This is a genomic window from Priestia megaterium (genome assembly GCF_009497655.1).
GTDB classification, from domain to species: Bacteria; Bacillota; Bacilli; order Bacillales; family Bacillaceae_H; genus Priestia; species Priestia zanthoxyli.
In genome coordinates this window covers 4,045,434-4,059,140 of sequence record NZ_CP023317.1, presented here as the reverse complement: position 1 = coordinate 4,059,140, position 13,707 = coordinate 4,045,434, and the positions used below count along the sequence as shown (strand labels likewise).

General features: G+C 38.7%; 10 protein-coding genes. All 10 read left to right on the top strand.

Translation table 11 applies throughout. The features are described 5' to 3' along the window. The first annotated feature begins 64 nt into the window (after positions 1-64). The 10 genes from CEQ83_RS20720 to spoIIGA all read left to right on the top strand — a co-directional run bounded on the left by CEQ83_RS20720 (position 65) and on the right by spoIIGA (position 13,684). The gene (locus CEQ83_RS20720) at positions 65-1,981 is read left to right on the top strand and encodes a stage V sporulation protein D (RefSeq protein WP_013084856.1); all 1,917 of its coding nucleotides are present in this window, start codon (positions 65-67) and stop codon (positions 1,979-1,981) included. A 211-nt stretch (positions 1,982-2,192) separates the two neighbouring features. Continuing rightward, positions 2,193-3,656 carry a UDP-N-acetylmuramoyl-L-alanyl-D-glutamate--2,6-diaminopimelate ligase gene (locus CEQ83_RS20715; RefSeq protein WP_155017490.1) on the top strand — a complete coding sequence of 488 codons (1,464 nt, stop codon included), beginning with the start codon at positions 2,193-2,195 and terminating at the stop codon, positions 3,654-3,656. Positions 3,657-3,717: 61 nt separating this feature from the next. Then, positions 3,718-4,692, top strand: coding sequence for a phospho-N-acetylmuramoyl-pentapeptide-transferase (gene mraY / locus CEQ83_RS20710; RefSeq protein ID WP_013058961.1), 975 nt, complete (start codon positions 3,718-3,720; stop codon positions 4,690-4,692). Beyond that, the gene (gene murD, locus CEQ83_RS20705; RefSeq protein WP_028411474.1) at positions 4,693-6,042 is read left to right on the top strand and encodes a UDP-N-acetylmuramoyl-L-alanine--D-glutamate ligase; all 1,350 of its coding nucleotides are present in this window, start codon (positions 4,693-4,695) and stop codon (positions 6,040-6,042) included. Between the two features lie 61 nt (positions 6,043-6,103). Next, a complete protein-coding gene (gene spoVE / locus CEQ83_RS20700; RefSeq protein WP_013058959.1) occupies positions 6,104-7,204 on the top strand; it encodes a stage V sporulation protein E in 1,101 nt (366 codons plus the stop codon). Positions 7,205-7,744: 540 nt separating this feature from the next. Continuing rightward, positions 7,745-8,650, top strand: coding sequence for a UDP-N-acetylmuramate dehydrogenase (gene murB / locus CEQ83_RS20695; protein WP_028411473.1), 906 nt, complete (start codon positions 7,745-7,747; stop codon positions 8,648-8,650). Between the two features lie 153 nt (positions 8,651-8,803). After that, positions 8,804-9,562, top strand: coding sequence for a cell division protein FtsQ/DivIB (locus CEQ83_RS20690; RefSeq protein WP_016765445.1), 759 nt, complete (start codon positions 8,804-8,806; stop codon positions 9,560-9,562). A 427-nt stretch (positions 9,563-9,989) separates the two neighbouring features. Further along, on the top strand, positions 9,990-11,285 hold the full coding sequence (ftsA, locus tag CEQ83_RS20685) for a cell division protein FtsA (RefSeq protein ID WP_013058956.1): 1,296 nt from the start codon (positions 9,990-9,992) through the stop codon (positions 11,283-11,285). Between the two features lie 41 nt (positions 11,286-11,326). Continuing rightward, entirely contained in the window at positions 11,327-12,484 is a 1,158-nt protein-coding gene (ftsZ, locus tag CEQ83_RS20680) for a cell division protein FtsZ (RefSeq protein ID WP_013058955.1), read from the top strand. Positions 12,485-12,760: 276 nt separating this feature from the next. Beyond that, positions 12,761-13,684 carry a sigma-E processing peptidase SpoIIGA gene (gene spoIIGA, locus CEQ83_RS20675; RefSeq protein WP_014458377.1) on the top strand — a complete coding sequence of 308 codons (924 nt, stop codon included), beginning with the start codon at positions 12,761-12,763 and terminating at the stop codon, positions 13,682-13,684. Positions 13,685-13,707: the final 23 nt, after the last annotated feature.

The following is a 13,707-nucleotide window of genomic DNA, read 5'->3' as shown; positions in this document are numbered from 1 at the left end:
AAGTTCTAGTGAATCCTGTACAAGCATATATTGGAACGAGCCGATTCAGAGGAGGTTCTAATATATGCGGGTATCAGGAGTCACAGTTCGTAAAAGGCTAGCCATTGTTTTGTTTGTCGGTTTTATTGTGTTTTTGATTATTGATACAAGGCTTGGATATGTACAGTTGCTGACTGGGGATACGCTAACTGAAAAAGCCAAAGACTTATGGAGTCGGAATATTCCTTTTGAACCTGAAAGAGGAAAGATACTAGATCGCAATGATGTGGCACTTGCTACAAATAAAAGTGCACCGACCGTTTTAGTTATGCCAAGACAAGTTGAAAATCCAGCTGTTACGGCTGAAAAGTTAGCAAAAGTGCTGGGAGCATCAAAAGAAAAAGTATATGAACAAATAACAAAAGCTTCTTCTAGCGTATATTTGCGTCCTGAAGGAAGAAAAATTTCACATGCGAAAGCAAATGAAGTGCGAAATTTAAATTTAAAAGGCGTATATATAGCTGAGGATTCGAAGCGGTACTATCCGTTTGGAAGTTATTTGTCGCATGTATTAGGCTTTGCGGGAGTAGATAATCAAGGGTTAACGGGCCTTGAATTATATTATGATAAAGAGCTAAAAGGACAAAAAGGTTCAGTTAAATTGTATTCTGATGCTAAAGGTAAAAAGATGCCCAATATAGCCGATGACTACACAGCGCCTGTGGACGGGCTCGATTTGAGATTGACCATTGATTCACGTGTGCAAACAATCATGGAGCGTGAGTTGGATAATGCTCAGACAGCTTATAATCCAGATGGTATGATTGCCATTGCTATGAATCCTAAAAACGGTGAAATTTTAGGTATGTCAAGTCGTCCGGGCTTTGATCCGACGGATTTTAAAAATGTGAAGCCTGAGGTGTATAATCGCAATCTTCCAATCTGGAGCGTATATGAGCCCGGATCAACGTTTAAGATTATTACACTGGCAGCTGCTCTTGAAGAAAAGAAAGTGGATTTACTAAAAGATCAATTCTACGATGATGGGGCGGCGGAAGTTGGAGGAGCGAGACTTCGCTGCTGGAAAAAAGGGGGACACGGACAGCAGTCTTTTTTAGAAGTTGTACAGAACTCATGTAACCCTGGTTTTGTGGAGCTTGGGGAACGTTTAGGAAAAGAGAAATTGTTCAAATACATTAAAGAATTTGGCTTTGGTCAAAAAACAGGTATTGATTTACAAGGGGAAGCAAAAGGAATTTTGTTCCCGCTTGAGCGCGTAGGGCCGGTTGAACAAGCTACAACAGCTTTTGGGCAAGGGGTTGCCGTTACGCCTATTCAACAAGTAGCTGCTGTTTCCGCAGCCGTAAACGGTGGAACACTTTATGAACCTTATATTGCAAAAGAGTGGGTGGATCCAACTACCGGAAAAGTTGTAAGCAGTCATAAACCGGTTGCTAAGCGAAAAGTTATTTCCGAGGAAACGTCTAAGCAAGTGCGTTTTGCTCTTGAAAGTGTAGTCGCACAAGGAAGCGGAAAAGGAGCTTTTGTGGAAGGGTACCGCGTTGGAGGAAAGACGGGTACGGCGCAGAAAGCTCAAAATGGAAAGTATTTAAAAAATAATCACATCGTTTCTTTTATCGGTGTTGCACCAGCAGATAACCCTGAAATTGTCGTGTATGTTGCGGTTGATAATCCAAAGGGCACCATTCAGTTTGGTGGAGTGGTAGCAGCTCCGATTGTAGGTAAAATGATTGAAGACAGTTTGCGTGTGATGGACGTTAAACCGCGTAAAGGACAAATTGAAAAAGAGTTAACGTGGCTGGACACACCAATGATAAAAGTACCAAATGTCGTAGGAATGTCAAAAAAAGAGTTACAAGAACAGCTACTTAATTTAAAATTAGATGTGAGTGGCGAAGGAGATAAAGTGGTCAAGCAGTCTCCTGCAGCCGGAACGAAAGTTAAAGAAGGCGAAACGGTTAGAATTTATATGGGAAAATAAAAATCTCTATAAACTATTATTCTTCCTTGCATGATAATCAGCAGGTTACGCTGCGTGTGAACATGAAATCAACAAATAAGCCTTGGGGGTGTTCCCTCCGGGCTTCTTTTTCTGTAAAATGTAATAGGTTAGGTGCTAGAAAAAGAAGAATAGTTGCCATAGCGTCTTATAACAAACGTTTCACTTTACAAATAGAGAGGACATGGTAGGAATGGATTTACGAGAACTACTAACACATTTACATGATTTTGTTCAGCTTCCTGAACAGAATATTGATATTACGTCAATTGAAATGGATTCAAGAGAAGTTAAGCCCGGAGCATTGTTCATTTGTATAGACGGCTATACGGTTGATGGTCATAGCTTTGCACAGATGGCTGTGGAAAAAGGGGCAGTAGCAATCTTAGCAGAAAAGCCTGTGGATGTAGAAGTGCCCGTTGTACGCGTGAAGAGTACAAAGCGAGCAATGGCAGTGCTGGCGGATGCTTTCTACAATCAGCCCACACAAAAAATGCATTTAATTGGTGTAACAGGCACAAATGGAAAAACAACGATTACACATTTAATTGAGCATATCTTTAAATCACAGCATAAAAAGACGGGTCTAATTGGAACGATTGAAATTCGTATTGGTGATACGTCTTATGATGTGAAAAACACAACGCCTGAATCGCTGACTCTTCAAAAAACATTTAATCAAATGGTGGAAGAGAATGTAGAAGTAGCGATGATGGAAGTATCATCTCACGCGCTTGACTTAGGACGCGTACACGGGTGCGACTTTGACGTGGCGGTATTTAGTAACTTAACGCAAGATCACCTCGACTATCATCATACAATGGAAGATTATCGTCGTGCGAAAGGGTTGCTATTTGCACAGTTAGGAAATGCTTATAACCATAATCGTCCTAAATTTGCTGTTCTTAATGTCGATGATGCGGCAACCGAGGAATATATTAAAAACACGGCTGCTACAGTGATTACGTACGGTATTGACCGTGAAAGTGATATTCGTGCAACGAATATTCAAATTACAAACAGCGGCACAACGTTCGATTTGACAACACCGACAGAAACGGTTTCTGTAGAAATGAAGCTTATTGGGAAATTTAGCGTCTACAACGTATTAGCGGCTACGGCTGCATGTTTAGTATCTGGTCTCCCTCTGTCAGTTATTGTCGAGGAAATAAAAGTGTTAGAAGGTGTGTCTGGGCGTTTTGAAGTGGTTGATGCGCAGCAAGATTTTACGGTTATCGTGGATTATGCCCACACGCCGGACAGCTTAGAGAACGTGTTAAAAACTGTAAAAGAATTCGCAAAACGCAATATATATGTTATTGTTGGTTGTGGCGGAGATCGAGATCGTACAAAACGACCAATCATGGCTCGGATTGCAGCTGAATACAGTACACAAGCTATTTTGACATCTGATAATCCACGAAGTGAAGATCCATTGGCTATTTTAAAAGATATGGAAGAAGGTTTGGATACAGATAACTATGTGACGATTGCTGATCGTGCAGAAGCTATTCGCTATGCAGTGGAAACAGCGCATGCAGATGATGTTATTGTCATTGCTGGAAAAGGGCACGAGACCTATCAAATTATTGGTAAAAAAGTATTCGATTTTGACGATCGAGAAGTAGCACGCAAAATGATTGAGGAGCGAAAGTAGTAATGAAATGGGTAGAGAACAAAATGAGTCGGAATGAGTTGGAAGTTAAGGAGGGGACATCGTGCTAGAACAATCAATTTTATTGACAATCGGCGTAGCCTTTTTGATTACGGTTGTATTGTCGCCGATTTTTATTCCCTTCTTAAGAAGATTAAAGTTTGGTCAAAGTATTCGTGATGAAGGCCCGAAATCTCACCAGAAAAAATCAGGTACACCTACAATGGGCGGTATCATGATTTTATTATCTATTATTGTGGCAACTCTTATTATGGTCAATCAATATGCAGAACTTACATATAAGACGTTTCTATTATTATTTGTCACAATCGGATTTGGTTTATTAGGATTTTTAGATGATTTTATAAAAGTAGTGTTAAAGCGTAACCTTGGATTAACATCTAAACAAAAGTTTTTAGGTCAGGTTGTCATTTCAATTATTTTTTACTTTATTGCAAGACAGTTTGAGTTTTCAACTGAAGTGACGATTCCAGGAATTAAAGACCCAATCGATTTAGGTTGGTTTTATGTTGTTTTCCTCATCATCTGGCTTGTTGGTTTTTCAAACGCGGTCAACTTAACGGATGGATTAGACGGACTTGTATCTGGTACAAGTGCGATTGCTTTTGGTGCATTTGCAGTTCTCGCCTGGAATGCAGAGCAGTTTGAACTATCTATTTTCTCAGTTGCTGTAGTAGGAGCTGTGTTAGGATTTTTAGTTTTTAATGCCCATCCTGCAAAAGTATTTATGGGAGATACGGGTTCTTTAGCGCTAGGAGGAGCTATCGCTACGGTGGCTGTCTTAATGAAAATGGAATTCTTGCTTGTTATTATTGGTGGTGTGTTTGTTATTGAAACATTATCTGTTATTATTCAAGTCGCATCTTTCAAAACAACAGGAAAACGTGTGTTTAAAATGAGCCCGCTTCATCACCATTACGAGCTAAGCGGCTGGTCTGAATGGCGCGTAGTTATGACTTTTTGGGCTGTAGGACTATTATTTGCAATGCTTGGAATTTATATCGAGGTGTGGATTTAAATGAAATCAGTCAATACGTATCAAGGTAAACAAGTACTTATTTTAGGATTAGCCAAGAGCGGTTTAGCAGCCGCTCAGTTAGTTAAACAGCTTGGTGCTAAAGTAGTCGTTAATGATCAAAAACCGTACGAAGAGAACGCAGCAGCACAGGAATTAGAAAAAACGGGCATTGAAGTTGTCTGTGGACATCATCCGCTTGAGCTTTTAGACAAAGCGGATGTTATTGTAAAAAACCCTGGGATTCCGTATTCAAATGTTCTATTGCAAGAAGCATTAAAGCGACATATTCCGATTTTAACAGAGGTAGAATTAGCTTATGAAATTAGCGAAGCTCCTTTTATCGGAATTACGGGAAGCAATGGGAAGACAACAACAACAACGCTCATTTATAAAATGTTAGAAGAAGATCAAAAGCAGCCGTTGATTGCTGGAAATATTGGAACAGTAGCTTGTGAAGTGGCGCAAAAAGCAACAAAGGACAATGTAATTGTAACGGAGCTTTCTTCTTTTCAGCTGATGGGAATTGAAAAATTCCGTCCGAAAATCTCTTTATTATTGAATTTGTTTGATGCTCACTTAGACTATCATGGTACAAAAGAGGAATATATCAAAGCGAAAGCAAATCTCTTTAACAATCAAACAAGTGAAGACTTTGCCGTTATTAATGCGGATGATGAGCTAGTGATGAAAGCTAGTGCAAATATTAAAGCGACAAAAGTACCTTTTTCTGTTACAGCTCAAACGACAGAAGGAGCGTATATTAAAAACGAAACGATTTTCTTTAAAGATGAAGAAGTGATGTCGTTAAAAGATGTGGTGCTGCCAGGCAAACATAATCAAGAAAATATTTTAGCAGCTGTATCCGTTGTGAAGCTGTACGGCTGTTCAAATGAAGCTATCTACTCCGTGCTCACAACGTTTGCTGGTGTTAAACACCGCGTTCAATATGTCACGACAATCAACAAACGTAAGTTTTATAATGACTCTAAAGCTACAAATATGCTTGCTACAAAAGTAGCTCTTTCCGCTTTTTCACAGCCGACGATTCTACTTGCAGGCGGACTCGATCGCGGCAATGAGTTTGATGATTTAAAAGAAGAGTTTAAAAATGTGAAAGCTGTTATTACGTTTGGTGAAACGGCTCCTAAAATTGAACGCGTAGCCAAAGAAGAGGGAATACAAATTGTAAAACGTGTCGATAATGTTAAACAAGCAGTTTCAGAAGCATATGCTTGTTCAGATGAAGAAGATGTTATTTTATTATCTCCTGCTTGTGCAAGCTGGGATCAATTTAAAACTTTTGAAGAACGTGGTGACATCTTTATTGAATCTGTGCATAAACTGAAATAAGGGCTTGTCTAAACACCTAGAAAATACACTAGCCCTAATCTATTTTTAGAGGTGTGTGACAGTGTCGACAAAAAGGTCTACCCCAGATTTTTTTCTCATAATCGTTACGCTTTCCTTGCTAACCATCGGCCTTATCATGGTATACAGTGCAAGTGCGGTATGGGCTACATACAAGTTTAATGATTCTTTTTTCTTTGCTAAACGCCAGCTCTTATTTGCAGGGCTTGGTGTATGCGCGATGTTTGTCATCATGAATATTGATTATTGGATGTGGCGTACGTGGGCAAAGCCAATTGTAATCATTTGCTTTGTTATGCTGGTACTTGTATTGATTCCGGGAGTAGGGCTAGTACGGAATGGGTCGCAAAGTTGGATAGGAGTTGGAGCGTTTTCGATTCAGCCTTCAGAATTTATGAAGTTTGCTATGATTATATTTTTAGCGAAATATTTATCAGAAAACCAGAAGAAAATTACATCCTTTAGAAAAGGAATGTTACCGGCGTTATTACTGGTTTTCTTACCGTTTGGCATTATTATGATGCAGCCGGATTTAGGAACTGGAACGGTGCTTGTTGGAACTTGTTTAGTCATGATTTTTGTTTCAGGAGCAAAGGTAAGTCACTTTGCAGGTCTTGGGTTGCTTGGCGTTGCCGGTTTTGTAGGGCTTGTTTTATCAGCTCCTTATCGGATTAAACGCATCACCTCATTTTTAAATCCTTGGGAAGATCCGCTTGGAAGCGGGTTTCAAATCATTCAATCTCTTTATGCAATTGGGCCGGGGGGATTGCTTGGATTAGGGTTAGGGCAAAGTAGACAAAAGTTCTTTTATTTGCCGGAGCCTCAAACTGATTTTATTTTTGCTATTCTGGCAGAAGAGCTCGGTTTTATCGGCGGAACACTTGTTCTACTTTTGTTTAGCTTATTGCTTTGGAGAGGAATTAAAGTAGCGCTCGGAGCACCTGATCTTTACGGAACGTTTTTAGCCTTAGGAATTATTTCAATGGTTGCGATTCAAGTCATGATCAATATAGGCGTGGTAACAGGTCTTATGCCTGTTACGGGAATTACGCTTCCATTTTTAAGTTACGGCGGATCGTCGCTGACGCTCATGCTGGCAGCAGTTGGAGTTTTGTTAAATGTTAGTAGATATTCTCGCTATTAATTGAAAAAAATTGTATAATGTCAAGTAGGCAATGGTCTACTGAAGTAAACCGTCATCTTAAATCCAAGTGCACGCCGGATTTTGTTGGCGGTTTATTTTCGATTTTTTACAGGTAGATGATATTTTTGTATGAAATGTTTTTAAAATGTAATGTTGTGATAACCAATTTTGAGTCCAACTATGGTATGATGTGTAAGGTTAAATGTTTTATCTTAGTGAGTAGGTGAACGTATGTGCACTTATGAGCGTAGCGTTTTTTTATGACTGTCAGCATGTGTTTAACTTCTAAATGAAAAACGATAAAAAAACAATCAAAATTACTTTATATAGCAGATGAACGTACATTCTATGGGTGAATGTCATACGATAAATAAAAATGATGAAATTGACAACAGAATAGAGTGCCTTCGTAGAAAAAAGGTATCTTACAAGGTGCTGCTGCTTAGTTATGAATCTGTTCTTATTATTCTTATGCATTAGAAGTAAGGGCGCATTGACATGAAAGTTTTATAACAGCAAAGAGGGTTTTAGGAGGTTCTTATGGAAGCGTTAGTAAAAGAGTTAGTCGAAGCGAATATTGGAAAGGTTCGTGAAAATGAACCGCTAGCAAAACATACAACAATGAAAATTGGTGGTCCAGCAGATGTGCTTGTAGAACCTGATTCTGTTGATCACTTAAAAGTTACAATGGATATGATTAAAAAACACGGCGTGAAATGGAGAGCGATTGGTCGAGGATCTAATCTTCTTGTTTCTGATAAGGGAATTGAAGGTGTGGTCATTAAGCTCGGAGCCGGATTAGATGATTTAACAGTAGATGGAGAGACGGTTACTGTAGGTGGGGGATACCCTAGCATCAAGCTTGCAACAGTTATTACAAAACAAGGTCTGTCTGGATTGGAGTTTTCAAGTGGAATTCCTGGATCTGTGGGAGGCGCTGTTTATATGAATGCAGGTGCCCATGGTTCTGATATGTCTCATGTAGTCGAAAAAGCGCTGATTTTATTTGAAGATGGCACTCTGGAGTGGCTGACAAATGAAGAGCTTCAATTTTCGTATCGTCATTCCATTCTACAAAAAGACCGTCCTGGAGTATGTGTAGAAGCTGTGCTGCGTTTGAAAAAGGGAACGAAAGATGATATTGTGGCGGTCATGCAGAAAAATAAAGACTATCGCCGCGAAACACAGCCTTGGAATTTCCCTTGTGCAGGAAGTATTTTTAGAAATCCGCTTCCAAATTATGCAGGAGACTTAATTGAAAAGTCCAACTTAAAAGGTTTTTCAGTAGGCGGTGCGCAAATTAGTGAGCAGCATGCGAACTTCATTGTCAATACAGGAGATGCAACGGCTTCAGACGTGCTGAATTTAATTGCTCATGTTAAGAAAACAATTAAAGAGAAATTCGATATTGATATTCATACAGAAGTTGAGATTATCGGTCGCTAATTACTCAGCCCGTCGCTGTATGGTTATGCGTGAAAAGGTAGCTTTTATGTGTTTATTCTATGCTATAATGGGGATATTCTCATGAAGCAAAGATTGGAAATAAATAGATGGTAAGTCCTCGTTTATTTTCTCAAATGGATAAGGGTGAAAAAAATGGAAAAAGGTAAGTTAATTGTTTTAGAAGATCGTGTACCGAAGCTGCAAGAACAGCGAAAGCAAAAAGCAAATAGACGGCTTATTTTGTATTTATCACTCTTTTTCATCCTTATTTTATTTATTGTATATTCTCAATCTTCTCTGAGTAATGTTTCTAACATTGAAGTACAAGGGAATAAACATGTAAGTGATAAGGATATTGTCAAAGCGAGTGGTCTGTCCAAAAAAACTAGCTACTGGAAAGCTGATGCTGATCAAATTCAAGAAAAAGTCGAAAAAAATCCTGAGGTAAAGGAAGCTGTCATTCACAAAACATTTCCTAATAAGGTCGTAATCGACGTAAAAGAGTACGCAAGAATTGCATATGTAACCTCGGGGAATAAATATTTCCCTGTGAATGAAAATGGAAAAGTTTTAAAAGAAGTAAGTGCTAAGAAAGTGTCATCCGACGCTCCGCTGCTAATTGACTGGAAAGACGGAGACGCTATACAAAGCATGGTTCAAGAATTAGCTAAAACGCCTAAGAGCATAAAAGGGGCTATTTCTGAGATTTACTATGCGCCGACAAAATCAGAACCTCTTCACATCGAGGTATTTATGAATGATACGCGTGAAGTAAGCGGGAAAATTAGCAACTTCTCTGATAAAATTGTTCATTACCCAGCTATTGCAAGTAAATTGAGTGATGATCAAAAAGGCATTATTGATTTAGAAGAAGGATATGCATTTAAACCTTATAAAAAGAGCAAGCAGTAATTATTTTTTATAAGTGTTAATTAAAGGAAATAGATGAGTTGAGACTGGCAAACTAGCCCTTGTACATTGTATAATCACATGCAAGTATTCTGCATACATATGATTTTCTTCTCCGCTGCTGTGAAATGGAAATGTAATATTTGTTCTAGGTAAGTTTCGCTTTTCTCAGTGTACATCTTAGTGTAGACTTGTAGTTAAATAGCTTTTTTTCAGTGAATTTGAGGCTTAAATCTAAAAAAAAGTCAAAACAAGAACGTTTTGTTCTTTGAAAGAGATAAAGTCTGTGAAAAACTTGAAAAAAATTGATTTTACAAAAGGGAAACAGATGTATTTGTTGAATATTTTCATATAATAAAAAATTAATATTGTTGTTCTTCTTAATTTATTTAAGATGACATGTGCAGAAAGAAAAAGGAGGTGCCAAAGAATGAACAGCAATGAAATATACGTTAGTTTAGACATCGGTACATCCAGTGTGAAAGTAATCATCGGAGAGATGAGTAACGATTCATTGAATATCATTGGTGTAGGGAATGTTAAATCACACGGACTAAAAAAAGGTTCTATCGTTGATATAGATGCAACAGTTCAATCTATTCGAAAAGCAGTAGAACAAGCTGAACGAATGGTAGGCATTACAATTAAAAAGGTTGTAGTGGGCATAAGCGGAAATCATGTATTTTTACAGGATTGTCACGGAGTAGTAGCCGTGTCAAGCGAAAATCGTGAAATTACAAACGAAGATATTCATCGAGTAATTGATGCTGCTCAAGTCATGTCTATCCCGCCAGATCGTGAAATCATTGATGTTATTCCAAAGCAATTTATTGTAGATGGCTTAGAAGGTATTAACGATCCTAGAGGTATGATTGGGGTACGTTTAGAAATGGAAGGCACAATCATAACAGGATCTAGAACGGTTTTACATAACTTATTACGCTGTGTAGAAAGAGCTGGTTTAGAAATCAGTGATATTTGTTTACAGCCTCTAGCCGCTGGTTCAATTGCATTATCTCGTGATGAAAAAAACTTAGGTGTCGCACTGGTAGATATCGGTGGAGGTTCAACAACGGTTGCGATCTTTGACCAAGGACATTTGAAAGTAACAAATGTACTAGCTGTTGGCGGAGAGCACATTACCAAAGATTTATCGATTGGCCTTCGCACATCGACTGAAGACGCGGAAAATATTAAGATAAAGCATGGACATGCTTTCTACGATCATGCTTCTGAAGAAGAAGTATTTAGTGTACCGATCATTGGAAGCGATCAGCATCAGCAGTTTAATCAGCTCGAAATCTCTGATATTATTGAAGCTAGATTAGAAGAGATTTTAGATATGATTACGCAGGAGGTAAATCGCCTAGGATACAAAGATATTCCAGGAGGATTTGTTTTAACAGGCGGAGTAGTAGCGATGCCTGGTATTCTTGAGCTAGCTCAAGTGATTTTAAAGAATAACGTGCGCATAGCAGTGCCTGATTATATTGGAGTACGTGAGCCGCATTATACAACAGGCGTAGGATTAATAAAATTTGCATACAAAAATGCTAAAATACAAGGCCGGGAAATTGGAGCGCCAGTTGTGGAAGAAGAGCCGATTGAACAAGAAATGATCAAGCCTAGCCCGAAACCACAGCAGCCGCAACAATCAGCTGAGCAGCCGAAAAAGAAAAATGACCAAAATTTAATGAAGAAGTTTTTTGGATACTTCTTTGATTAACGTTACGGATTGGTAATTTCGAAGAATTAGGAGGAACTATCATGTTGGAGTTTGATACAAGTGTAGACCAATTAGCGACGATTAAAGTAATCGGTGTCGGAGGCGGCGGTAACAACGCGGTTAACCGAATGATTGAACATGGCGTCCAAGGTGTAGAATTTATTGCAGTTAATACAGATGCACAGGCATTAAATTTATCAAAAGCTGAAACAAAAATGCAAATCGGCGCTAAATTAACAAGAGGATTAGGTGCAGGTGCTAATCCAGAAGTTGGTAAAAAAGCAGCTGAAGAAAGTAAGGAACAAATACAAGAAGCACTAAAAGGTGCAGACATGGTTTTCGTAACAGCTGGTATGGGTGGAGGAACTGGAACTGGTGCAGCTCCAGTCATTGCCCAAATTGCTCGTGAGCTAGGAGCACTAACGGTAGGTGTTGTTACTCGTCCATTTACGTTTGAAGGCCGTAAGCGTTCTACTCAAGCGGCAGGTGGCATTGCGTCAATGAAAGAAGCAGTGGATACGCTGATTGTTATTCCAAATGATCGCTTATTAGAAATCGTTGATAAAAACACGCCAATGCTAGAAGCGTTCCGTGAAGCGGATAACGTATTACGACAAGGTGTGCAAGGTATTTCAGATTTAATCGCAGTTCCTGGATTAATTAACTTAGACTTCGCGGACGTGAAAACAATTATGTCTAACAAAGGATCTGCACTTATGGGTATCGGTATTGCGACTGGTGAAAACCGCGCTGCTGAAGCAGCTAAAAAAGCTATTTCAAGTCCACTTCTTGAAACATCTATCGATGGAGCTCAAGGTGTATTAATGAATATCACAGGCGGTACAAACCTAAGTCTTTACGAAGTACAAGAAGCTGCAGATATCGTTGCTTCGGCTTCTGACCAAGAAGTGAACATGATCTTTGGATCTGTTATTAACGAAAACCTAAAAGATGAGATTGTTGTTACAGTTATTGCAACTGGCTTTAGTGACCAAGATTTATCACAGCCAAAACCAGGTCGTCCTTCGTTATCGGCGAATCGCATGCAGCAATCGACACAGCAACCGGCTCCACAGCCGAAGCGTGAAGTAAAGCGTGAAGAACCTGTACAGCAAGAATATACGCGTCCATCTCAGCCACAGTCTGAAGATGCGCTAGATATTCCAACATTCTTACGAAACCGTAATCGTAGACGCTAAGAAAATAAAAAGCCAAGACCTCTGTTTTATACAGAGGTCTTTTTTTATGCAATGAATCTAGAAAACTCAAAAAGAGTATAAAAAACATTCGACATGGTCAATATGACGCCTTCAAAGGGTTTGTGTTTTCTTTCTAAAAGTAGTGTGACAAATATCGAATGATTTCCTCAAAAATACTGCTTGTTTCTCGGCATGAACTGACAGACTTTCTAATAGGATGTACTATATACTAATTTTTAACAGAAAAATTCAGAAAGAATGGAGAGGTTATAAACATTGCCAATCTATTTAGATTTAATATGGATGCTGAATTTTGGGTTAGATACGATCTTACTAATGTTATGTGCTGTTGTACTTAAACGGAATTACAAGTGGTGGCGGCTTTTGCTTGGCGGCTTTATCGGTTCATTGATTGTCCTTCTTATGTTTACACCTTTTTCTCATCTTATGGTTCACCCTGCTATTAAAATTTTATTCTCGTTTTTTATGGTATTGATGGCGTTTGGTTATAAACGACTGCGCTTTTTCTTTGAGAATTTATTAACGTTTTATTTTGCAACCTTTGTTGTGGGTGGAGGGTTAATGGGCGTTCACTTTTTATTTCAAGATCAGTTCCTTGTTCTTAATCAAATGGTTGATACGAAATCTCCACAGTTTGGTGATCCTATTAGCTGGATATTTGTTCTTATTGGTTTTCCGCTATTATCTTATTTTTCAAAAGCACGAGTTGATGATTTGCGAATGAAAAATATTACATTTGATCAGCTGGTAGATGTAGAAGTTATTTTAAACGAACAGACGCTGTCGATGAAAGGACTTATTGATAGTGGGAATCAGCTTGTAGATCCGCTGACGAAAACCCCGGTTATGATTGTTACAGCAGATTCTTTAAAAGAAATATTGCCTGAAGGCTTAATGGAATTAAGCAAAAATGTTCAATCCTTTTCACACAGCGAAGATATTGATCAAGAGTGGTATTCAAAAGTCCGCTTTGTCCCTTATCGAAGCGTAGGCCAAGCCAATCAGCTGCTGCTTGCTCTAAAGCCAGATATGGTAAGGCTGGTTCATCAGTCCAACACGATTGAAGTCACTAAAGTATTAGTAGGTATTAGTCATACAACGCTTTCAGTGGAGAAGCAATATGAATGTATTGTTCATCCCAAGCTTATCGTTATTGGAGAAGTAAGTTCCGCATCGTAAAAGGTGTGAACAAATAAAGGAGG